The organism is Actinocrispum wychmicini, assembly GCF_004345645.1.
GTDB classification, from domain to species: Bacteria; Actinomycetota; Actinomycetes; order Mycobacteriales; family Pseudonocardiaceae; genus Kibdelosporangium; species Kibdelosporangium wychmicini.
The window spans coordinates 13,252-33,625 of record NZ_SLWS01000015.1 but is presented as its reverse complement, the minus strand read 5'-3'; the positions used below and the strand labels follow the sequence as shown (position 1 = coordinate 33,625).

At 68.4% G+C, this 20,374-nt stretch carries 25 protein-coding genes and 1 pseudogene; 13 read left to right on the top strand and 13 right to left on the bottom strand.

Annotation, left to right across the window (positions count from 1 at the left end):
* The first annotated feature begins 75 nt into the window (after positions 1-75).
* Positions 76-873 carry a pentapeptide repeat-containing protein gene (locus tag EV192_RS46460; protein ID WP_207926803.1) on the top strand — a complete coding sequence of 266 codons (798 nt, stop codon included), beginning with the start codon at positions 76-78 and terminating at the stop codon, positions 871-873.
* Here the strand turns inward: EV192_RS46460 and EV192_RS46455 are convergent.
* Together EV192_RS46455 and EV192_RS46450 are read right to left on the bottom strand one after the other, a co-directional pair.
* Positions 870-1,181, bottom strand: a complete 312-nt coding sequence (locus EV192_RS46455; protein WP_132125176.1) for an AzlD domain-containing protein — start codon at positions 1,179-1,181, stop codon at positions 870-872. The genes EV192_RS46460 and EV192_RS46455 overlap by 4 nt on opposite strands.
* The gene (locus EV192_RS46450; RefSeq protein ID WP_132125352.1) at positions 1,178-1,858 is read right to left on the bottom strand and encodes an AzlC family ABC transporter permease; all 681 of its coding nucleotides are present in this window, start codon (positions 1,856-1,858) and stop codon (positions 1,178-1,180) included. Before EV192_RS46450 ends, EV192_RS46455 begins: the two co-directional genes overlap by 4 nt.
* Positions 1,859-1,927: 69 nt before the next feature.
* Here EV192_RS46450 and EV192_RS46445 point away from each other — a divergent pair, with 69 nt between their 5' ends.
* Complete coding sequence (locus EV192_RS46445) at positions 1,928-2,488, top strand: helix-turn-helix domain-containing protein (protein ID WP_132125175.1); 561 nt, start codon at positions 1,928-1,930, stop codon at positions 2,486-2,488.
* Between the two features lie 183 nt (positions 2,489-2,671).
* Here EV192_RS46445 and EV192_RS57230 read toward each other — a convergent pair.
* The 4 genes and pseudogenes from EV192_RS57230 to EV192_RS46425 form a co-directional block, all read right to left on the bottom strand.
* A pseudogene (locus EV192_RS57230) lies at positions 2,672-3,553 on the bottom strand (MFS transporter); the annotation flags it as partial.
* Positions 3,554-3,667: 114 nt separating this feature from the next.
* Positions 3,668-4,054 (bottom strand): cupredoxin domain-containing protein, encoded by a 387-nt coding sequence (locus EV192_RS46435; protein ID WP_132125174.1) that lies wholly within the window; start codon positions 4,052-4,054, stop codon positions 3,668-3,670.
* 14 nt (positions 4,055-4,068) lie between these two features.
* Positions 4,069-4,893, bottom strand: a complete 825-nt coding sequence (locus tag EV192_RS46430) for an NAD-dependent epimerase/dehydratase family protein (RefSeq protein ID WP_132125173.1) — start codon at positions 4,891-4,893, stop codon at positions 4,069-4,071.
* A gap of 55 nt (positions 4,894-4,948) precedes the next feature.
* Positions 4,949-5,545, bottom strand: coding sequence for a TetR/AcrR family transcriptional regulator (locus EV192_RS46425; protein WP_132125172.1), 597 nt, complete (start codon positions 5,543-5,545; stop codon positions 4,949-4,951).
* Positions 5,546-5,624: 79 nt separating this feature from the next.
* Here EV192_RS46425 and EV192_RS46420 point away from each other — a divergent pair, with 79 nt between their 5' ends.
* Positions 5,625-6,344: an SDR family oxidoreductase gene (locus EV192_RS46420; protein ID WP_132125171.1), complete on the top strand. Its 720-nt coding sequence runs from the start codon at positions 5,625-5,627 to the stop codon at positions 6,342-6,344.
* A 5-nt stretch (positions 6,345-6,349) separates the two neighbouring features.
* On the opposite strand, the gene EV192_RS46415 is transcribed toward EV192_RS46420, so the two are convergent.
* The 5 genes from EV192_RS46415 to EV192_RS46395 form a co-directional block, all read right to left on the bottom strand.
* A complete protein-coding gene (locus EV192_RS46415; RefSeq protein ID WP_132125170.1) occupies positions 6,350-7,300 on the bottom strand; it encodes a hypothetical protein in 951 nt (316 codons plus the stop codon).
* The gene (locus tag EV192_RS46410; protein ID WP_132125169.1) at positions 7,297-7,803 is read right to left on the bottom strand and encodes a SigE family RNA polymerase sigma factor; all 507 of its coding nucleotides are present in this window, start codon (positions 7,801-7,803) and stop codon (positions 7,297-7,299) included. The genes EV192_RS46415 and EV192_RS46410 overlap by 4 nt, the downstream gene beginning before the upstream one ends.
* Positions 7,804-8,007: 204 nt before the next feature.
* Entirely contained in the window at positions 8,008-8,976 is a 969-nt protein-coding gene (locus EV192_RS46405) for a pirin family protein (protein WP_132125168.1), read from the bottom strand.
* A gap of 75 nt (positions 8,977-9,051) precedes the next feature.
* Complete coding sequence (locus EV192_RS46400) at positions 9,052-9,675, bottom strand: class I SAM-dependent methyltransferase (RefSeq protein WP_132125167.1); 624 nt, start codon at positions 9,673-9,675, stop codon at positions 9,052-9,054.
* A 4-nt stretch (positions 9,676-9,679) separates the two neighbouring features.
* Positions 9,680-10,450, bottom strand: coding sequence for an esterase/lipase family protein (locus EV192_RS46395; protein ID WP_243727512.1), 771 nt, complete (start codon positions 10,448-10,450; stop codon positions 9,680-9,682).
* Positions 10,451-10,498: 48 nt separating this feature from the next.
* Here EV192_RS46395 and EV192_RS46390 point away from each other — a divergent pair, with 48 nt between their 5' ends.
* From EV192_RS46390 to EV192_RS46380, 3 genes are read left to right on the top strand one after another with little or no spacing between them, the layout of a single operon-like run.
* Positions 10,499-11,602, top strand: a complete 1,104-nt coding sequence (locus EV192_RS46390; RefSeq protein WP_165960958.1) for a LolA-like protein — start codon at positions 10,499-10,501, stop codon at positions 11,600-11,602.
* On the top strand, positions 11,599-12,504 hold the full coding sequence (locus tag EV192_RS46385) for an ABC transporter ATP-binding protein (protein ID WP_132125166.1): 906 nt from the start codon (positions 11,599-11,601) through the stop codon (positions 12,502-12,504). Before EV192_RS46390 ends, EV192_RS46385 begins: the two co-directional genes overlap by 4 nt.
* 16 nt (positions 12,505-12,520) lie before the next feature.
* Positions 12,521-13,351: an ABC transporter permease gene (locus EV192_RS46380; RefSeq protein ID WP_132125165.1), complete on the top strand. Its 831-nt coding sequence runs from the start codon at positions 12,521-12,523 to the stop codon at positions 13,349-13,351.
* On the opposite strand, the gene EV192_RS46375 is transcribed toward EV192_RS46380, so the two are convergent.
* Entirely contained in the window at positions 13,288-14,013 is a 726-nt protein-coding gene (locus tag EV192_RS46375) for a CDP-alcohol phosphatidyltransferase family protein (RefSeq protein WP_243727511.1), read from the bottom strand. The genes EV192_RS46380 and EV192_RS46375 overlap by 64 nt on opposite strands.
* Positions 14,014-14,108: 95 nt before the next feature.
* On the opposite strand from EV192_RS46375, the gene EV192_RS46370 reads away from it, so the two are divergent.
* From EV192_RS46370 to ribA, 6 genes are read left to right on the top strand one after another with little or no spacing between them, the layout of a single operon-like run.
* Positions 14,109-15,065: a zinc-dependent alcohol dehydrogenase gene (locus EV192_RS46370; RefSeq protein WP_132125348.1), complete on the top strand. Its 957-nt coding sequence runs from the start codon at positions 14,109-14,111 to the stop codon at positions 15,063-15,065.
* Between the two features lie 13 nt (positions 15,066-15,078).
* Positions 15,079-15,477, top strand: a complete 399-nt coding sequence (locus tag EV192_RS46365) for a 6-pyruvoyl trahydropterin synthase family protein (protein ID WP_132125163.1) — start codon at positions 15,079-15,081, stop codon at positions 15,475-15,477.
* Entirely contained in the window at positions 15,477-16,538 is a 1,062-nt protein-coding gene (locus EV192_RS46360; protein ID WP_243727531.1) for a glycosyltransferase family 4 protein, read from the top strand. The genes EV192_RS46365 and EV192_RS46360 overlap by 1 nt, the downstream gene beginning before the upstream one ends.
* A 5-nt stretch (positions 16,539-16,543) precedes the next feature.
* Complete coding sequence (locus tag EV192_RS46355) at positions 16,544-17,305, top strand: class I SAM-dependent methyltransferase (protein WP_132125347.1); 762 nt, start codon at positions 16,544-16,546, stop codon at positions 17,303-17,305.
* Entirely contained in the window at positions 17,305-18,240 is a 936-nt protein-coding gene (locus EV192_RS46350) for a lysylphosphatidylglycerol synthase transmembrane domain-containing protein (protein ID WP_132125162.1), read from the top strand. Before EV192_RS46355 ends, EV192_RS46350 begins: the two co-directional genes overlap by 1 nt.
* Positions 18,221-18,847 carry a GTP cyclohydrolase II gene (gene ribA / locus EV192_RS46345; RefSeq protein WP_132125161.1) on the top strand — a complete coding sequence of 209 codons (627 nt, stop codon included), beginning with the start codon at positions 18,221-18,223 and terminating at the stop codon, positions 18,845-18,847. The genes EV192_RS46350 and ribA overlap by 20 nt, the downstream gene beginning before the upstream one ends.
* Here ribA and EV192_RS46340 read toward each other — a convergent pair.
* Positions 18,814-19,518, bottom strand: coding sequence for a creatininase family protein (locus EV192_RS46340; protein WP_132125160.1), 705 nt, complete (start codon positions 19,516-19,518; stop codon positions 18,814-18,816). The two genes, ribA and EV192_RS46340, sit on opposite strands and share 34 nt — an antisense overlap.
* A gap of 15 nt (positions 19,519-19,533) precedes the next feature.
* Here EV192_RS46340 and EV192_RS46335 point away from each other — a divergent pair, with 15 nt between their 5' ends.
* Entirely contained in the window at positions 19,534-20,310 is a 777-nt protein-coding gene (locus EV192_RS46335; RefSeq protein ID WP_132125159.1) for an alpha/beta fold hydrolase, read from the top strand.
* The last annotated feature ends 64 nt before the right edge of the window (positions 20,311-20,374 follow it).

The window sequence follows — 20,374 nt, the reverse complement described above, 5'->3', positions numbered from 1 at the left end:
GAAAGAGTTCTTTCGAAAGTTCTCTTTCAGAGTCGCGGACGAAGGTCCGGTTGTCAACCGGTAGCATGATCGGCAGTGTCTATTCGAGAACTTCGCGCCGACTGTGCCAACTGCTTCGGGCTGTGCTGTGTCGCGCTGGCCTTCACGGCGTCTGCCGACTTCGCGACCACCAAGGCCGTCGGCGAGCCGTGCCGCAACCTTCGGCCGGACTACCGCTGCGGTATCCATTCGCGGCTGCGGGAGTCGGGCTTTCCCGGGTGCACGGTGTACGACTGTTTTGGCGCCGGCCAGCAGGTCTCCCAGGTGACCTTCGGTGGGACGTCATGGCACGACGCCGACGCGCGGGCGATGTTCGACGTCTTCCCGGTCATGCGCCAACTGCACGAACTGTTGTGGTACATGACGTCCGCGTTGACGTGGAGCGCGGCCCGGCCGGTGCACAAGGATCTGCGGCGTGAGCTGGCGAGGGTCACGGACCTCACCAACGGCAAGCCCGCCGAGCTGCTGGCGTTGGACGTGGCCGCGGTCCGGCAGGACGTGAACACGTTGCTGCTGAAGTCGAGTGAGCTGGTCCGCGCGGATGTGCGGCCCCAGAAGAAGGACCGCAGGGGAGCGGACCTGATCGGCGCCAAGCTGAAAGGCGCCGACCTGCGGGGTGCGAACCTGCGCGGCGCGTACCTCATCGGCGCCGACCTTCGGGACGCCGACCTGCGCAAAGCGGACCTGATCGGCGCGGACCTCCGCGACACCGACCTGGCCGGAGCCGACCTGTCGGACGCCCTCTTCCTCAGCCAGACCCAGGTGAACGCGGCGAAAGGCAACGCCGTCACGCGCCTGCCCGCCGCGCTCACCCGGCCCCCGCACTGGACTTAGGGCACGCCGGCGAGTCGTAGGAGGGCTGCGGTCGCCGCGGCGGCGATCACCACGACCACGAACGGCGCCTTGCGCCACGCCAGGATCCCGCCGACCGCGACACCTGCCGGGCGGGCGATGCCGGCGAACGCGTGGTTCTGGATCAGTGCCGATGTGGCGACCAACGCGGCGAACAAAACCACGACGGCCACCGTCATGAGCTTCTCGACCCGGGGTGAGAGCACCACGCGGGAGCGCAGGGCCGGTCCCGCGAGCCGTAGCGCGAACGTGCCCGCGCCGAGGATGAACGTGAACAAGACCAGGGTCATTTCGCCGCCACCTTGTCTCCGCCGAGGCTCGCCGCCACGCCCACCAGGGCCAGCAGCACAGGGATGCCGGCGGCGACGAACGGGGCCGTAGCCACCGCGATCACGACACCGGTGAGCGCCGCGCGGATCGTTGCCGCGCCCTTCAGCTGGGGCAGGATCAGGGCGAGCAGGACGGCCGGGAACGCCGCGTCGAGCCCGAAGGCGTTGGGGTCGGTCAGCAGGGTGCCGCCGTACGCGCCGATGACGACACCGATGTTCCAGCAGATGAACAGGGCGATCCCACAGGCCCAGAAGGTGGCGCGGCGCCGGGCGGGATCCCGTTGGGCGACGGCGAACGCCACGTTCTCGTCGGTGAGCACGTGGGTGCCCAGCAGCCGGATCGGGCCTTTGCCCAGGAGGTCCCCGACGGCGAACCCCATCGGCACCAGCCTGGTGTTCACCAGCAGGCCGGCGAGCACGGCGGCGATCGGGTTCCCGCCCGAGGCGACCACCGCGACGAAGATGAACTGCGACGCCCCCGCGAACACCACGACGGACAGCAGCATCGGTAACCACACGGGTAAGCCGGAGCTGACGGTGATCGCCCCGAACGACAGTCCCACGACGGTGTCGGCGACGCAGACCAGCGCGATGTCCCGCACCAGGTCGGGACCGAGGGTCCGCCATATCGAACGCATCATCCGCTATAATGAACACCGCTGGGCGGCGTTTGTCAAACCGAACGCATGGACTGATGGAGCGAACGCATGGTCGACTCGTCGAAGGCGGTGATCACCGTGATCGCGGCCGCGTTGCAGCGGGAACGGCACCGCGCCGGGCTGTCGCTGGCCGAGACCGCCCGCCGGGCCGGGATCGCCAAATCCACCCTGTCCCAACTGGAGTCCGGCACCGGGAACCCGAGCGTGGAGACGCTCTGGGCGCTGTGCGTCACCCTGGACGTCCCGTTCGCGCAGCTGATCGAACCGCCCCAGCCGAAGGTGCAGGTGATCCGCGCGGACGAGGGCCTGGTCGTGTCCGCCGAACACGCCGACTACATCGCCAAGGTCCTGTCGTCCTGCCCGCCCAACGCCCGCCGCGACATCTACCTGGTCACCGCGCAGCCCGGCACGGTACGGGAGTCAGAGCCCCACCGGCCCGGGGTTTTCGAGCATGTTGTGCTCAGCGCCGGCCGCGCGCTGGTGGGGATCCTGGAGGAACCGGTGGAACTGCGGCCGGGGGACTATGTGGGTTACCCAGGGGACGTGAAACACGTTTTCGAGGCGCTGACGCCGGACACGGTCGCGGTGTTGGTCTCCGAACACGTGTGATACGGCTAGATGGCCGCTGACCACCTGGCCGAGCAGGATCACCAGGACCAGCAGCAGCGGCGCCCGCCAGGTGCCGGTCTCGGTGTGCAGCCAGCCGCACGCCAGCACGCTGAAGCCGGCGATCACGTACCCCACGCCTTGGACCACCGCGGACAGCGTGGGGGAGTTGTCCGTGCTGCGCAACGAGATCGTGGTTAGTGCGAACGCGAGCGCGCCCATCCCGAGCCCGGTCGCGCACGCCCACAGCCAGGGTGCCGCGGCTGGCGCGACAAGCAGGCCGGTCACGCCGATGACGTTCGGCGCGGCCAGCGTGACGACGAGCAGCGTCTGGTTGCGCCACTTGCGTGTCCAGGCGGGGACCAGCCACATCATCGGCAGTCCCATCGCCATGGACACCGCCAGGCACGCGCCCGCGGTCGTCGGATGCACGCCCGCGTTGCGGAGGATTCCCGGGAACCAGCCCATGACCAGGAACGTCACCGTCGAGATGAGTCCGAAGTGGATAGTCAACGCGCCGGCCTTGACCTTGCCGGGAACGGCCCGCGGCGGCAGCACTTCGATCCGCGTCCGCCACCACACCTGTTGGGCCAGCAACGCCACGAACGCCCACACACCCAACGCGACCTGCCATGACGACGACGTCACGACCGCCGGGGTGACGAGGGCGCCGGCCGTGCTGCCCAGGCCGAGCCCCAGGGTGTAGCCGGCGGAACCGCGGGCCAGCAGGGGCAGCATCGTGCCGAGCACGGCGATCGAGAAACACGCCAAAGCCGTGCCGGACAACAGCAACGCGACCCCACCGAGAACCCTGACGACCAGCGACAACGCCAAACCGACCAGGGACACGGTCACCGTGCGATGGGTTCCCCACCGTTGCCGCAGCCATGGCGTCGCCCAGCCGCCGACGCCGATCGCCCACAACGGCAAGGCGACCAGGACGGCCGCGGTCAGGTTCCGGGCCACGGACACGTCTTCCAGCGCCGCGCCGAGGCTGGTCACGGCGGGCCGCAGATTCAGCGCCAACGCGAAGACGACGGCCGTGGAGATGGTGGTATCGCGTGACATCGCTCCCCCTCTTCATTGAGGTTCGGAGCGTTACGGCCCCGCCATGGAGATGGTCCGTGGCGGGGCCGCGTCAGACATCAGTCACTTGACCGACATGCTCAGTTTCACTCACGTTCAACTGGTCACCGTGATGTCCATGTCCATGCCTTGGGAGCGATGGTTGCCGACCGGGCAGAACACCTGATATTTCCCCGGGGTCAGCGCGACCGTGATCTGGTCGGAGTGCCCTGGCTGGATGTTGTCGGACCGGGTGTCCGTCTGGTCCTCGCGCACGATTTCCAACGAGTGCGTCACTTTGCCCGTGTTGCGCACATCGAACGTGTACGTGCCGGCGCGGAACGACTGTTGGGACAGCTCGACGTGGAAGTCCGTCAACGTCGCCGTGACCTTGGTCCCGCTGCCCAACACCGGCCGCGGCCCAGGCGGGGGGCTTGGCGTGTTCGTGTCACACCCCGCCAGCAGCAGCGTCACCGCTGTGAAAGTCAACCCGACACGTCTCATCGTGTGCAGGCTACTCACCAGGCGTCGAAGCCGGTCCGCCAGGACGGGTGTCGCGGCACCCAGCCGAGCCCGCGCGCGTGACTGTTGTCCGCGCCACGAGCCCAACCGTGCCTGGTGTCGCTGGTCGAGGGCGGCGGCGCGCCGACGGCCGTGCAGAACACCGGAAGCCAGTCGTGTCCGGCTGCGGGCTCGTCGTCCACGACGTTCACCACGCCGGAAGGCCAGTCCAGAGCCGCCACGGCGGCCGAGGCCGCGTCGTCGACGTGCACGAAACTGCTGACGTCGCCGTCCGCGACCAGTTCGCCCGCCCGCGCCTGCTCACCCATCAGCCCGTCCCGCGCGTACCACGTCGTTGGGCCGTAGAACAGGCCGTACCGCAACACAACCCATTCCGGCGCCTCCCGCACAGCCTCCTCCAACGCCGCCACCGCGCCCACGGTGCCTGCTCGTTCGGGCGCGTTGTCCAGCGGTGTCTGCTCGGTCGCCGGCTTGTCTCCGGGTTCGTACACCCACGCGATGCTCTGCGCGATCACCTTGCCGGCGCCCGCGGCCAGGGCGGCGTCGACCAGATTACGGGTGCCGGTGCGGCGGATCTCCGCGTTCGCCGCGAAGTCCCGGCCGCTTAGGTCGGTCAGCTGGTGCATCACCACGTCCGGCGACACCCGCCGCACGGTCTCGATCAGCGCTTCGCGGTCGAAGACGTCGCCGATCACGACGTCGACCGGAAGGTCCTGCGGGCGCCGGGACAACGCGGTGACCTGATGTCCGTGCGCCACGAGCAGCGGAACCACCCGGCGGCCCACGACGCCGGACGCGCCGGCCAGGAGAACATGACTCATGCCGGCGACGGTAACCCGGCAGTGGTCCAGTGGTGTGGACCAGTTCGGACCGGGATCAGTGATCCAGTGTGCCGGGACTGAGCATCAGCGCGACGGCGTCGGTGATCTCCTTGGCCAGGGCGGCGTTGATCGGCGCGTGCCGGCTGAGCAGCCGGTACCACATCGTGCCCCACGCGAAGTCGACGACGAGGCTGAGCGGGACGGACTCGGCGAGCGTGCCGGCCTCCACCCCGCGTCGCAGGATGTCCCGCAGCGCGGCCCGGCGTGGGCCGATCACCATGCCCTGCAGGCGTTTGGACAGCTCCGGGTCGCTCTGGGCGTCCGCCATGACGCCGACCAGTGCCCGGCCGGTGATCCGCTGGGAGTAGTCGAACGTCAGCCGCAGAATGGCTTCGACGTCCCGCAGGGTGTCGCCGGTCTCGTGGAACATCTGCGGGAGTTCGCGTTCGGTGAGGTCGAGCAGCGCGTCCAGGACGACCTCGGTCTTGTCCGGCCACCACCGGTACACCGTCTGCCGGCCGACCCCGGCCTCGTCCGCGATCGCCTTGATCGTCACCTGCTGGTAGCCGTCGCGCTCGCACAACCGCAGCGCGGTCTTGAGGATGGCGATCCTGGCTTCCTCGCTGCGCGGGCGTCCCCGTGTTCCGACCATGCCGGGCACTTTACAAGACACGATGCCTCGAATATGTTTACGAGGCATCGTGTATCGATATTGATCTGGAGGGACGGCTGTGCCGGAACTTGTGGTTGTCGTGGGCGGAACGTCAGGAATCGGCCTGGCCACGGCGCAGCGCCTGGTGGATGGCGGGCGCGAGGTGGTGGTCGTCGGCCGGGACGGGACAAAGCTGGCCGCGGCACTGGACCAGTTGGGCAAGAACGCGCGCGGGCACGCACTGGACGCCCGCGACCAGACGGCGATGACGGCCATGTTCGCCGAGTTAGGGGCGGTGGATCACGTGGTCGTGACGGTCACCGGGCCGTCCGGCATGACGCCGTTCGCGTCAATGCCGTTGTCGCACGTGCAGGACCATGTCGACGGGAAACTGGTGACGCACATCGGGGTGGCTCAGGCCGCGCTGCCGGTGTTGCGGAAGGATGGGTCGATCACTTTTGTCTCGGCGATCTCCTCTGGCGGGGCCATGCCGGGGACTGCGGCGCTGGCCGCGGTGAACGCGAGTGTCGAGGCGATTGTGCCGGTGCTGGCGGTGGAGTTGCGGCCGGTGCGGGTGAACGCCGTTTCGCCTGGGGTGATTGCCACGCCGTGGTGGGACTTCCTGCCGGCGGACGTTCGGGCGGAGACTTTCGAGGGGTTCGCTTCGGGGACTCCGGCCGGTCGGGTTGGGCAGCCTTCGGATGTCGCGCACGCTATCGGGTTCTTGATCGACAACTCTTTCACCACCGGTGTGGTGCTGCGCGTTGATGGCGGGGCTCAGTTGGGGGTCGTCGCCTAGTAGTACTACTTGTGGAGGCCCTCAGCGACCTTGAGGGCCTCTGAAATCAGCGCCTCCTGGTCATTCGGTGTGCCATCGGCCGGGCGGATGGACACCGTGAACCACCATTCGCCTTCCTGCCAGACGACCGAAATGGTTCGCATCGGCTCGTATGGCTTGCCCGTGCGCGGATCCGTATAGGGCTGCCCGGTCTGCGGGTCGATCTTCGGTGGAATGCTGGACAGGTACACCGTGCCCGGTCCACCCCGAACCGAAACGTCCCGCACCCGCTCCCCATCGCGATAGGGCATGGTGCCCTGGACGATGTTCAACGCGTACCCGCCGTCCAGTTCGGTGTTGTACATCCTGACCCAGGCCCCCGGCTGCGGGGAGTTCACGTCCCACACGCCCTGGAAGAACGGCTTGTCGGGCACTGGAAGATACCCGGGCTTGAGCACCTTGCTGACGTCGAACAACTGGTGGGGCTTGCCGTCCGCGGCGTCGAACACCGGCTTGCCTCGCTGCGATTCGGTCAGCCGGGCCGTGGCCTGGCCGAGGACGGAGACCAGGGCACACCCCTGATGGGGATCCTGGGTGCCGATATCCTCCAGCCCGAGGATCACCACCTGATCGCGCTCAATGACCCGCAAGTGCCACGGTCCATCGCACGTCCCGTGCCTGAAATCGACCGTAACCGTGCCATCCCGATCGATCTGCCCCTCGCCCCATGACCAGAACTTCCCGGCGACCGGCGCAATCGAGGACGGCGTATTCGGAGCAGTCGCGACGCCCACGCCGCCGTTTCGGGTTGTTCCAATGGCGATCACCGCGCCCACAGCGATCACGGCCACCGCGGCACTCGCGATCGGAACAACCGGCCGGGTACGCCGACGCCGTGGTGTCGGTGCGGCGAGCGCAGCGGGCGGATCGGGCAGATGGTCGGTGAGCAGGGTTTTCAACAGGTCCTCAGCGCTCATGGCAGTGCTCCCTCCGTCAACAGCTCTCGTAGTCCCGGGCGAGCGCGCAGGCTTTCCAGCGCCCGCGCGGTATGGCTTTTCACCGTGCCCACCCCGATTCCCAGCACCCGCGCGGTATCCGCCTCGGTCAGGTCACAGTGGAACCGCAGCATCAGCACCGCCCGTTGCTGACGTGGCAGACCGCGCAACACATCCGCCAGTGCCGACCGTAGGTCGCTGGCGGCGTGCTCGTCCGTCCCGGGATGATCGGGTAACTCGGCAGTGGGAATCTCCCCGCGCCATTTTCGCCGCCATAAGGACAAATACGTGGTCAGAAGAATCCTGCGCACATAGCCGTCGGGATGGTCTCCGGCCACCTTGCGCCAGCGTGGATAGGTCTTGGCCAGCGCGGTTTGCAGAAGGTCCTCGGCCAGATACCAATCACCGGTCAACAGCCAGGCCGAACGCAGCAGCCGCGGCCACGCGTCGGCGACATAGCCGTCGAAATCCTCGGTACCGCCCATCGCGCCCTCCCGTCGTCCCTACCCCTACAACCGCCTGGGCGCCACCAATGGTTGTCCACGCCGCGGAAACCAGGTCTTTGCTGGGTTGCTCGACAGAATGCCCTCGCCGGGCGGCAGATCGACCAGGAGGAGGGGCTGCGCCCAGGTCGGCCGGGAGACAGAACGAAGCACAGGTGTGTGGCGCGGGCACGCGTCTTCTGGGTCTCAGGTTGTGTGCGGGATGTGGTCGCCTGGGATGACTCCGAAGCTTCCTCGTTGGTAGTCCTGGAGGGCTTGCAGGATTTCTTCGCGGGTGTTCATCACGAATGGTCCATACTGGACTACTGGTTCTCGGATCGGTTTTCCGCCGAGCAGCAGTATCTCGAGGTTGGGTTCCGCTGTCGGTTGGCTGGTGGCTGCGGCCATGGTCAGTGCGTCTCCCTGGCCGAACACCGCCAGCTGTCCCTTGTGGACTGGGTTGCCCTCAGGGCCGACTGTGCCGTTGCCGGCCAGGGTGTAGGCCAGGGCGTTGAAGTCCTTGCGCCAGGGGAGTTGTAGTTGGGCGCCGGGGCTGATGGTGGCGTGTACCAGGGTGATCGGGGTGAAGGTGGAGCCTGGTCCTTCGTGGCCGCCGATGTCACCCGCGATGACTCGGAGGAGTGCGCCGCCGTCGGTCGATGACAGCAGGTTTGCCTGGCGGGCGCGGATGTCCTGGTAGCGCGGTGGGTTGAACTTGTTGGCTCGGGGCAGGTTCACCCACAGTTGGATGCCGTGGAACAGGCCGCCGGACAGCACCAGGTGCTCCGGTGGTTTCTCGATGTGCAGGATGCCGCTGCCGGCGGTCATCCATTGGGTGTCGCCGTTGGTGATCACGCCACCGCCGCCGTGTGAGTCGGAGTGCTCGAACACGCCGTCGATGATGTACGTGACGGTCTCGAAACCGCGGTGTGGGTGCCACGCGGTTCCCTTGGGCTCGCCGGGTGCGTACTCGACCTCGCCCATTTGGTCCATGTGGATGAACGGGTCGAGATCGGCTGTGCTGACTCCGGCGAACGCGCGCCGGACGGGGAAGCCTTCGCCTTCGAAGCCGCTGGGCGCGGTGGTCACGGACCGTACCGGTCGCTGCTGGGCGGCGGTGGCGTCCGGTGCGGTGATGCGGGGGAGGGTCAGGGTGTCCGCGGTCACGGCCGGCATGACAGGCTCCTCGGGTTGTTGAGCGTTCAACTTACCATGGGGAACGGTGTCCTGTGCCGTGGCATTCCCGGGGTGTCAGCGGGTGAATTCGAAGAGGCGCACACCCAGAAGGAACGGTGTGGGTGCGCCGGCGAGCCGGTTGGTGCCGACGGAGAACAATGTGTCGGCTGGGCTGTCGAAGGCCACCTCGGTGAAGCCGTTCTCGGTGAACCATCCACGGATCGTGGTGGGCAGGTCGTTGTCGACCCGGTGGCGTGTCCAGATCACGGTGCCGCCGGGGCGCAGGAACATCGGCAGGTGCTCGACCGTGGTGCGGATGTCCTGGTCCGAGATGTTGCCGAAGACCCCGCAGACCAGGGCGATGTCCACCGGGGCGATGCCGTCGTACGCGTCGCTGGTGCCGGCGTCCGCCAGGACCACCGCCACGCCGGGCGGGGCGGACTCCCTGGCGACGGCGACGTTCCGCGGGTCGAGTTCGACCAGGCGGGCCTGGACGTCCGCGGCCCGCGGGTGGTCGGCGAGGACGCCGAGCAGGTCACGCCCTTGACCGGCGCACATGCTCAGGACCCGGACAGGGCCCGGTCCTACGGTGTCCAGCGCCTCGCGAACCCGGTGCTGGATCACGCGGAGGCGGCGGGCGAGAAAGCTCTCCGGGTCGTCGTACGTCTCGTGCCAGGCGACCCAGTCCTGTGTCGTCATGTGATCAGCAATCCGTCGAAGTGGGCACGGTCAGGTCCTGCAGGCTGATGGCCTGGATCACGAACGACGTCACCACGTGGTTCGTGGGGAGTTCCGAGTGGCTCACCCGGACACCCGGGCACACGCTCTGCAACGGCACGTTCACCGCGCCGTCCAGGCGGGCCGAGTCGGGCGGCACCACGGTCTGGTCCTGCTCGGTCCAGATCGACATCCACGGCACGGTGACCGGTTTGTCCGCCAACGGCCGCAGCACCGAACTGCCGACCGCGAGCTGCTGGCACGCGACGGGACACGCGTCCGGCGCGAGCGTGTTGCCTGCCGTGGCGACCTGCGTGCCGTGCATGGGCGAGCCGAGCGTGATGATCCGGCGCGCTTGTTTGCCGTAGCGTTCGGCCCACAGCCGCGCCACGACACCGCCCGCGGAGTAGCCGATCAGGTCCACCGAGGTCGCGCCCTGGCTGTAGGCGTCGTCGACGGTCTGCCGCAGCACGGCGACCTGTTCCTGGAGGTCGCCTGTGCCGTCCCCGGGTAACGCGATGACCATCGCGGGCCGGCCCGACTGCCGGATCCGGTCGGCCAGGACCGACAGCGACGCCTGGTTGCCGCCGTACCCTGGGATCAGCAGGACCGGCCCCAGGTCAGAGCGGTCGGCGACGGCCGACTGGTCGAACAGCCGCTGGATCCCGAGCGACGCCAGGAACACCGCGACCACCGAGCCGACCACGGTCATCAGGAGGCGCCGGCGCGGACTCAGGCCGAGCCACCAGGACTTCACCCACCCATCTTTACCCGAATCATTCGCGTTTTGTGGATCGTTAGAAGGGTGAGTGTGCCGAGAAGCAGACGCTGGTTCGTGGTCGCCGGCCTGACCGCCGCCGCGGCCGCCGTGCCCGTCGTCTCCAGCGTGTGGCCAGCGCGGGACACCCGGACGGACGCGGCGAAGCTCCGTGAGCGGATGTTGCGTTCCGCGGACGTGGCGCATCAGGGCTACGCCGAGAGTGTCGGCCGGCTCGCTGTGCCTGAGCTGCCGAAACTCGCCTCGGTGACCGCGCTGCTGAGCGGCACCACGCAGATGCGTACCTGGTACGCGGCGCGGGACCGCTATCGGTTCGCGGTGCTGAACACGGCAGGCGAGCGGGACGTATTTCACGAGGTGGACGCCGAGTACCTGTGGGATTCCGGCCAGAACACGTTCACCGAGGCCGCCGACCTGATGGTCCGCCTGCCGCGGGCGGGCGACCTGCTGCCGCCGGACCTGGCCCGCCGGATCCTCGCCGGGGCGCCTGGGGACGCGGTCAGCGCGATCGCGTCGAAACGGGTCGCCGGGGTGTCCGCGGCCGGGTTGCGGCTGGCGCCGGCCGATCCGGACACCACCGTCGGGTACGTCGACATGTGGGCGGATCCGGACAGCGGCCTACCGTTGCAGGTCGAGCTGACTGCCAAGGGCGCGTCGTCGCCGGTGATCATGGGCCGGTTCCTGGAGATCGACCTGGGCCCGCCGCCGGAGAGCGCGTTGAGCTACGAAGTGGGGCCGGACGTCGGCTTCAACACGGCGGAACTGCCGGACGTCACGTCTGTGCTGGCCTCGGGCGGCCTGGTCCGCCCACCGGGTCGGCTCGCTGGCCGGGCCCGACGGTCCGACGCGCTCGCCGGCCTGCCCGGAGTCGGCCTGTACGGCGCGGGGCTGTCGTCGTTCGTGATGCTCCAACTGCCGCGTGACCTCGCGAACTCCGCGGTGGACGCGGCGGTGAAGGCCGGCGCGCAGCAGACCGAGGACTTCGTGCGGTTGGAGATCCCACCGTTGTCCCTGGCGGTCCAGCGCGTGCCCCGCAACCGCCGCACCTACCTGCTCGCGGGCCTGGTGTCCGCCACGGTCCTGCAGCAGGCGGGCACCGAACTGGCCGCGCTGCCGAGGGGAAACCGATGATCAGAACCGAGTCGCTGACCAAGCGTTTCGGGCCCGTGGTGGCCGTCGACTCGGTCTCGCTGCATGTCCGCGAGGGTGACCGGTACGGCTTCCTCGGGCCCAACGGATCAGGCAAGACGACGTTGGTCCGGATGCTGCTCGGCCTGGTGTACCCGACCAGCGGCACGATCGAGGTGATGGGCCGCCGGATGCCCGCCCGCGCCGCCGAGGTCCTGCCCGAGGTCGGCTCGTTGATCGAAGGGCCGGCCGCGTACCCGTACCTGTCCGGGCGGCGCAACCTGAGCCTGATCGACGCGATCGGCTCCCGCGACAAACGGTCGGCCCGCCGTGCGCGGATCGAGAACGTCCTGGGCCAGGTCGGGTTGGCCGGCGTGGACGAACGCCCGGTGAAGGCGTACTCCCTGGGCATGCGCCAACGCCTTGGCCTGGCCGCCGCGCTCCTGCGCGAGCCTCGGTTGCTGATCCTGGACGAACCCACCAACGGCCTTGACCCGCAAGGCATCCGCGAGATCCGTGACCTGCTCACCGAGTTGAACAAAGCGGGCACCACAGTGTTCCTGTCCAGCCATCTCCTGTCCGAAGTGGAGCAGTTGTGCACTCGTGTCGGCGTGGTGGACCGGGGGAAACTCGTGTTGGAGGAGGAGTTGACGGCGTTGCGCGCGCCCACTGGCCGGATCCTGGTGGAAAGCCCGGACGCGGACAAGATCACCGGGATCCTGAACGGCCGCCTGGTCTCCCGCGCCGGCGAACACATCGTGGTGGAGCACGAGGACGCGGCCGAGTTGAACGCCTGGCTGGTGGGCGAGGGAATGCGGATCGCCTCGATCACCCCGGAGCGGCGCTCACTGGAAGAAGTCGTCCTGGCGGCCACCGGCCCCGGCGCGGACAGGCTGGACCGATGATCCGGGAGGTGGCGTCATGATCAAGGTCGAACTGCACAAACTCGTTCTCCGCCCGCGGGTGTGGCTCAGCGTGGGCATGCTGTGCGCGTTGCCCGCTGTGGTCGCTGTTTTCCTGGCCACCACCAAGATCGCTCCGCCGCCGGGGCAGGGCGCGGCGTTCCTGTCCGCTGTGCTCAGCAACGGGTCGCTGTATCCCGCGGCCGCGTTGGCCTTGGTGCTGCCCGTGTTCCTGCCGCTGGCGGTCGCGGTGATCGCCGGTGACTCGATCGCGGGCGAGGCCACCACCGGTACCCTCCGGTACCTCCTCGTCCGGCCCGTCGGACGGACGAAGTTGTTGCTGGCCAAGCTGATCGCGCTGGCCGTGTTCGTGGTCGGCGCGGTGGTGCTCGTGGTCGTCACGTCGTTGATCTTCGGGATCACGCTGTTCGGCAACGGCGACGCCGCCGCGGTGGGCCAGCCCGGGGGAGTGACGTCGCTGTCCGGTGCTTCCCTTGGCCCGCTTGACGTCGTGTTCCGGCTACTGGGCGCGGTCGGCTACATCGTGTTGTCGATGCTGGGGTTCGGGGCCATCGCGTTGTTCATGTCCACCATCACCGACTCGGCGCTGGGGGCCGCGTTGGGCGCCATCGCGGTGCTGGTGACCAGTTCGGTGCTGGAGGCGTTGGAGGCGGCCACGGTGATCAAACCGTACCTGCCGACGCACTACTGGCTGTCCTGGATCGACTTCTTCCGAGATCCGGTGGCGTGGCGCAACATCGACAACGGGGTGATCCTGCAACTGGTCTACATCGGCTTGTTCTTCGGCGCCGCGTGGGCGAACTTCGCGACGAAGGACGTCACCAGCTGACGCTCGCGCCGCGGGTACAGCAGCATGACGGAGTCGGTGAACGACCACGCCAACGCGAACCACGCGAACCCGACGAGCGTCACCGAAACGGACAGCGGCAGAATCCCGGAAGCCGCGACGACGAGCACAACGCCCTGCACGGCGGCAACGGTCTTGCGCGCCATGCTCGGCGCGAGCGAACCCCGCAGCCACGGCAGGAACCAGCCGGCGGCCACGTACGCGTACCGCATCAAGCCGATGGTCAACACCCACCAGCCATGCGTGCTGGCAACGAAAGCACTCAACACCAGGATGAGGAACGCGTCGACCTCCATGTCGAACCGCGCACCCAACGGCGACACCGTTCCCGTACGGCGCGCGACTTTGCCGTCCACCGCGTCCAGAACCAACGCCACGGACGCGATGACGACCATCAGCGGGATCGGCGGCGACTGGTGGAACGCGTCCGCGATCATCGCCGTCACGCACCCGACGAGCGTCGCGCGGGCCAGGGTCACGTAGTCGGCCGGGCCGAGCCGGGCCGCGCCGGACCGGTAGAGGGCGGTGATCAGGACCGCGCTGTACACGGTCCCGGCGAGCCAGCCGAGCACACCCAGCCCGGCGGCCAGGCTGAGGATCGCCAACAGGACCACTTCGGCGATCGCGCCGGCTGCCAGAGCCATTCGGCCTGCCCTGCTCATGTCGGACCTTCCACGTATGGTGTGCGTCCGACCACACATCGCTGTCAACCGAAGCCGTCAACGAGAGGAATGTGCTGGTGGAGCGCGCCTTCTGGGTACGGTCGGCCGGCCATGGGGACATCCGGCCGGTCCGACTCCCTGAATACGTACGGGATGACCTTCTGGTTCGAACTCTATACACGGGTGTGAGCAGAGGCACGGAAACACTTGTGTTCCGGGGAGAAGTGCCGGCGAACCAGTACGACGTGATGCGGGCGCCGTTCCAGGAGGGCGACTTCCCGGCGCCGGTGAAGTACGGCTACCTCAACGTCGGTGTCGTCGAGCAGGGGCCGGACGACCTCCTCGGCCGGGCCGTGTTCTGCCTGTATCCACACCAGACCCGGTACGTGGTGCCGGCCGCTGCGGTGACACTGGTGCCCGACAACGTCCCCGCCGAGCGCGCCGTCCTCGCCGGCACGGTCGAGACGGCCGTGAACGTGGCCTGGGACGCGGCGCCGCGGCTGGGGGACCGGATCGCGGTCGTCGGTGCCGGAATGGTGGGCTCGTCGGTCGCCGCAATTCTGGCTCGTTTCACCGACGTGCAATTAGTGGACATCGATCCGGAAAAGGCGGCGGTCGCCGCCGCGATCGGGGTGGAATTCGTCTCACCCGACAGCGCGAAAGGCGGCTGCGACCTGGTGGTTCACGCCAGTGCGACGGAAACCGGGTTGGCCTGCGCGATAGGCTTGACCGCGCCAGGGGGTGAGGTCATCGAGGTCAGCTGGTACGGCGACCGGCGGGTGAACGTGCCGCTCGGCGAGTGGTTTCACTCCCGCCGGCTGGGGATTCGGGCCAGCCAGGTGGGTACGGTGGCGCACCCTCGGCGGACGTACCCGCAACGGATGGCGCTGGCCATGGAACTGCTCGCGGATCCCATGTTCGACGCGCTGATCAGCGGGGAATTCCGGTTCGATGAGCTGCCCGAGGTGATGCCGAAGTTGGCCAGCGGTGAACTTGGCGGCCTTTGCACGCGTATTCGGTACGAGCGCGCATAACGGAAGGGGACCTGTGTTCAGCCTGACCGTCCGCGACCACGTCATGGTCGCGCACAGTTTCCGTGGCGAGGTGTTCGGCCCGGCGCAGCGGCTGCACGGGGCGACGTTCGTGGTGGACGCCACGTTCCACCGCGCCGAACTGGACGCCGACAACATCGTCGTGGACATCGGCCTGGCCACCCAGGAGCTGCGCGCGCTGCTGGAGTACGTCAACTACCGCAACCTCGACGAGGTGCCCGAGTTCAAGGGTGTGAACACGTCCACCGAGTTCCTCGCCAAGTACGTGGCCGACCAGCTGGCCGAGCGGGTCCACGGCGGCAAGCTCGGCGCGGGCGCCAAGGGCATCGCGGAGATCGAGGTGACGCTGCGTGAGTCGCACGTGGCGTGGGCGGGGTACAGGCGGCCGCTGTGATCGCCTTCGTCGTGCCCGGTGACGTCGCCGACGCGGACGTTCCCAGCGGTGGGAACGTCTACGACCAGCGGATGTGCGCGGCATTGGGGCTCGAGGCGCGGGCCGTCGGCGGAACCTGGCCGACCCCGGACGACGACGCCCGGACCGAACTGGCGCGTACTTTGCGTGATCTTCCGGACGGGACGACGGTCCTGCTGGACGGGCTGGTGGCGTGCGGTGTGCCGGAGGTCGTCGTGCCGGAGGCGGATCGGCTGCGTGTCGCGGTCCTGGTCCACATGCCGTTGGCGGACGAGACCGGCCGTGACCCGGCCGTCGCCGCCGACCTGAACGCCCGGGAGAAGGAGACCCTGCGGGCCGCGGCCGCGGTGATCGCGACCAGCCGATGGTCTGGGCGCAGGCTGGTGGAGCACCACGGCCTGCCGGTCGACCGCGTGCATGTGGCGTCGCCGGGTGTCGATCCGGCGCCGGTGGCGACAGGCACGGGCGGGCGGCTGCTGTGCGTGGCGGCGGTGACTCCACGCAAGGCGCAGGACGTGCTGACGGCGGCGTTGGCGGACCTGAAGGACCTGCCGTGGACGTGTGAGTGCGTCGGGCCGCTCGCGCGTGATCCCGAGTTCGTCGTCCAACTGCGTGGCCTGATCGCGCTGCACGGACTGACCGACCGGATCCTGTTGGCCGGTCCGAAGAGCGGCGATCCGCTCGAAGCCGCGTACGCCCAGGCGGACCTGCTCGTCTTGCCTTCTCATGGCGAGACGTACGGCATGGTGATCACCGAGGCGCTCGCTCGCGGCATCCCGGTGTTCGTGTCGGCCGTGAACGCCGGCCCGGACACGCTGGGCCAAGCGCCGGACGGGAGCGTGCCCGGCATGGCGATCACCCCCGGCGACCCGGCGGAACTGGCGGCCGCGCTGCGCCGGTTCCTTACCGAGCCCGACTTCCACCAGCGCCTCAGAGCGTCGGCGCTGGCGCGGCGAAGCACGTTGACCGGATGGGACACCACGGCCCGGCTGCTCGGCGAAGTCCTCAGCCGGCTGGAAACGGGGGCGGTATGCGCAGCATGAGCGCGTTGACCACGATCCCGCCGGAGTGGCTGCGGCTGCGCGAAGGCGCGGACGCGGCTGCCAGGTCGACCGAACTCGTCGACCTGTTACGTCCGGCGCTCAAGGGCGACCTGCTCATCCGCGACCTGGGGTGCGGCACCGGCTCGATGGGCCGCTGGCTGACCGGGCGGTTGCCGAACCGGCAGCGGTGGATCCTGCACGACCGCGACCCGCAGCTGCTGGCGTTGGCCATCACCGACAACGCGATCGCGGAGCAGCGGGACATCACCAGCCTGCGCGCGTCCGAACTCGCTGGGACGTCGCTGGTGACCGCGTCCGCGTTGCTGGACCTGCTCACCGAGGACGAGATGAGGGAGTTGGCGAGGGCGTGCGTCAAGGCCGGATGTCCCGCCTTGTTCGCACTGTCGGTGACCGGCCAGGTCGAGTTCGCGCGGCCGGACCGGTTGGACCGGGAGTTCATGGCCGCGTTCAACGAGCACCAGCGGCGTGAGACGGACGGCCGCCGGTTGCTCGGGCCAGACGCGGCAGACGCCGCTGTGCGTGCCTTCGGCTTCGGCGGTTTTGACGTGCACCTGCGGCCCAGCCCGTGGCGGCTGGGGCCGGACGACGAGGCGCTCGCGGCGGAATGGCTGCGCGGCTGGGTGTCGGCCGCGCGCGAGGTTGAACCGGATCTGCCTGGTCGCCCGTATCTGGAGCGGAGGCTTACGGACTTGCGGGTGGTGGTCCATCACACCGACCTGCTGGCGATCCCGAAGGTGGTGCGGTGATGCGGAAGGTGTGGCCCTGGCTGCAGATGCTCATCGGAGTGGGCATTCTGGGAGTACTTGTCTGGAAACTGGGTACTCGGAGCTTTGTGGACAGTCTGGAGCTGATCAGCACCACGCACATCATCGCCGCGCTGGCCCTTGGCCTCGGCACGACCGTGGCGTGCGCGTGGCGGTGGTGCCTGGTCGCCCGCAGCCTTGGCCTGAACCTGACGCTGTCACAGGCAGTGTCCGACTACTACCGTGCGCTGTTCCTCAACTCCGTACTGCCCGCGGGCGTCCTAGGTGACGTGCACCGCGCGTGGAAGCACGGACGTAAGGAAGGCGACATAGCCCGTGGCGTGAAAGCCGTCGTGCTCGAACGGACCGCCGGGCAGATCGTGCTCATCGCAGCCGGTGTCGCGGTGCTCGCGGCCACGCCGACGTTGGTGCCGCCGAGCGTCCAGGACATCGTGTGGGTCGTGCTCGTCGTGGTGGGGCTGCTCGCGGTCACGCTCATGGTGAGCCGCCGGCTGGCCCGCCGCGGGTCGAGCCTGCGCCGCACGCTGGACGACGTGCGTCGCGGCCTGTTCTCGCGGCAGTCGTGGCCGGGTGTGTTGGGGCTGTCCGTGGCCTGCCTGGTCGGGAACATCACGCTGTTCATCGTCGCGGCGGACGCGACCGGCCTGAAGGCGAACGTCGGGCAGTTGCTGCCGTTGGCGTTGCTGTGTCTGCTGGCGATGGGGTTGCCGATCAACATCGGCGGCTGGGGTCCGCGGGAAGGTGTGGCGGCGCTGGCGTTCGGCGCGGCCGGGCTGGGGGCGGCCCAGGGGCTGACCACCGCGGTGGTCTACGGCGTGCTCGCGATGGTCGCGGGCCTGCCCGGGGCCGGCGTGCTGCTGGTGCAGGCGCCGGTGCTGCGGAAATGGGGAAAACGGTATGCGGCAAGCGGAACTTGAGCGGTCGGCGGACACTGTCCTGCCCACGGTCTACGGGGACTTCCGGGCCGTCGGGTACCACGACCCCGATCTCGCTTGTGAGCAGATAGCTTTGGTGTACGGCGACATCCCGACTCGCGGGGTGCTGACCAGACTACATTCCGAATGCCTGACCGGAGACGCGTTCGGCTGCAACCGTTGCGAATGCGGCGAACAGTTCTCCGCCGCGATGCGCGCGATCGTTGCCGAAGGCGCGGGCGTACTCGTCTACCTGCAAGGGCACGAAGGCCGGGGGATCGGCCTGCTCGCCAAGCTGAAGGCCATGCAGCTGCAGGAAAACGGCTTGGACACCGTCGAAGCGAATGTCGCGTTAGGACTCCCGGTGGACGCGCGGGACTACCACATCGCCGCGGACATTTTGCATGACCTGGGGATCGCGTCGGTCCGGCTGCTGTCGAACAACCCGCACAAGCTGGACTCGTTACGCCGCCACGGCATCAGCATCACCGAACGGGTGCCCTTGCTGATCACGCCGAACGAGGAGAACCTGCCGTACCTGCAGACCAAGCGGGAACGGCTGGCGCACATCCTGCCTCAGCTGGACGGCTTCAGCACGTCCAGCAGCTGACCGAAGGACTTCACCAGGCTGGCCAGCACGTACTGGCCCTTCTCGGCGGTGGCCAGCGAGGGCTCGCCGACGACTCCGGTGGTCGTGTACGCGTTCAACCCCAGCGTCAGCATGTGCCGGCGGTCGTCGGCGAGATGGTCGTGGTCGGCGTAGTCCGCGCGCACCAGTTCCGGGTGGGCGTGCAGCAGGATGGATGTCTCCAGTTCGCCCGCGTGCATGTCACTGTCCACAGGCGTTTCGATCCCACCTTCGAACCGGGCGGTGTTCCAGTCCACTTCGGTCGGGAACAACCCCATCCGCTCGCTCTCCTGGACCACGTTGGACAGCACGTAGTTGCCGCCGTGCCCGTTGACGACCACCAGGTGGTGGACACCGGACCGGGCCAGGGACGCCTGGATGTCCTTGACGATGGCGTAGAGCGTGGTGGCCGAGATGCTGACCGTGCCTGGCCAGGCGGCGTGCTCGTGCGAGCAGGAGATGGTGACCGGCGGAAGGTGCAGCAGCGGATAGGCGTCGGCGACCGCCCGAGTGATGGTCGTGGCGATGGCCGTGTCGGTGATCAGCGGCAGGAAAGCCCCGTGCTGCTCGAAACTGCCGACCGGGAGAACAGCCACTTGGACTGCCCGATCGCGCACGTCAACACTCGTATCCAGCGGCAGCAGGCCGTTCATCGGTAACCTCGCGATATGCCCAGCACAGTGGTGTCCCCTGACGGTACCGTGATCGGCTACGAGACTCTCGGCGAAGGCCCGCCTCTGGTGCTTGTCCACGGCGGCACGGCCACCCGGATCCGTTGGGCCCCTGTCCAACACAAACTGGCTGCGCGGTACAAGGTCTACCTGATGGACCGTCGAGGCCGCGGCCTCAGCACCAACGAGGGCTCCGCGTATTCACTCAAACGTGAGGCCGAGGACGTCGCCGCGGTCGCGGAGGCGGCCGGCGGTGACGTGTACGTCGTCGGGCATTCCTACGGCGCCCTGGTCACCATCGAAGCCGCGCTGCTCCACGGCTTCCGTCGAATCATGTTGTACGAGCCGCCGATGGAATCACCCGGCCTGCCCGTCGTCTCACGGGACGCGCTCGCGCGACTCCAGGCCCTCACCGACCCGGCGGAGCTGTTGGACGGGTTCTACCGCGAGGCGTTGCACCTGCCGCAAGCGATGATCGACACCATGAAGGGAACAGAGGTCTGGGCGGCGCGGGTGACCGCGGCGTTCACGATCCTTCGGGAGTTGGACGAGGTGATCGCGTTCGCCGCCGACTCCCGGCTGGCGGAGATCAAGGCGCCGGTGCGGATGCTGCTGGGCACGGAGTCACCGGGCTACGTGCGAGCCGCCACCGCCAATATCGCCGCGCAGATCCCCGGATCGAACATCGTCGCCCTGCAAGGACAAGCACACCAAGCGATCGACACCGACCCGGACCAGTTCGTCGGCGCGATCCTCGCCTTCGACCAGCCCTGACCGTCCATATGCGCGTTACTCATACACAATGACTGTCTGTCACCCGTGGTGGTTCTCATACCGT

Bases quoted from the DNA above. Each gene is read 5' to 3' on its own strand.
- EV192_RS46375 (WP_243727511.1), bottom strand. From the start codon at position 14,013: ATGGCTCTGGCAGCCGGCGCGATCGCCGAAGTGGTCCTGTTGGCGATC.
- EV192_RS46430 (WP_132125173.1), bottom strand. From the start codon at position 4,893: ATGAGTCATGTTCTCCTGGCCGGCGCGTCCGGCGTCGTGGGCCGCCGG.
- EV192_RS46400 (WP_132125167.1), bottom strand. From the start codon at position 9,675: ATGACGACACAGGACTGGGTCGCCTGGCACGAGACGTACGACGACCCG.
- EV192_RS46335 (WP_132125159.1), top strand. From the start codon at position 19,534: ATGCCCAGCACAGTGGTGTCCCCTGACGGTACCGTGATCGGCTACGAG.
- EV192_RS46455 (WP_132125176.1), bottom strand. From the start codon at position 1,181: ATGACCCTGGTCTTGTTCACGTTCATCCTCGGCGCGGGCACGTTCGCG.
- EV192_RS46340 (WP_132125160.1), bottom strand. From the start codon at position 19,518: ATGAACGGCCTGCTGCCGCTGGATACGAGTGTTGACGTGCGCGATCGG.
- EV192_RS46445 (WP_132125175.1), top strand. From the start codon at position 1,928: ATGGTCGACTCGTCGAAGGCGGTGATCACCGTGATCGCGGCCGCGTTG.
- EV192_RS46415 (WP_132125170.1), bottom strand. From the start codon at position 7,300: ATGAGCGCTGAGGACCTGTTGAAAACCCTGCTCACCGACCATCTGCCC.
- EV192_RS46410 (WP_132125169.1), bottom strand. From the start codon at position 7,803: ATGGGCGGTACCGAGGATTTCGACGGCTATGTCGCCGACGCGTGGCCG.
- EV192_RS46450 (WP_132125352.1), bottom strand. From the start codon at position 1,858: ATGCGTTCGATATGGCGGACCCTCGGTCCCGACCTGGTGCGGGACATC.
- EV192_RS46425 (WP_132125172.1), bottom strand. From the start codon at position 5,545: ATGGTCGGAACACGGGGACGCCCGCGCAGCGAGGAAGCCAGGATCGCC.
- EV192_RS46405 (WP_132125168.1), bottom strand. From the start codon at position 8,976: ATGCCGGCCGTGACCGCGGACACCCTGACCCTCCCCCGCATCACCGCA.
- EV192_RS46435 (WP_132125174.1), bottom strand. From the start codon at position 4,054: ATGAGACGTGTCGGGTTGACTTTCACAGCGGTGACGCTGCTGCTGGCG.
- EV192_RS46380 (WP_132125165.1), top strand. From the start codon at position 12,521: ATGATCAAGGTCGAACTGCACAAACTCGTTCTCCGCCCGCGGGTGTGG.
- EV192_RS46350 (WP_132125162.1), top strand. From the start codon at position 17,305: ATGCGGAAGGTGTGGCCCTGGCTGCAGATGCTCATCGGAGTGGGCATT.
- ribA (WP_132125161.1), top strand. From the start codon at position 18,221: ATGCGGCAAGCGGAACTTGAGCGGTCGGCGGACACTGTCCTGCCCACG.
- EV192_RS46385 (WP_132125166.1), top strand. From the start codon at position 11,599: ATGATCAGAACCGAGTCGCTGACCAAGCGTTTCGGGCCCGTGGTGGCC.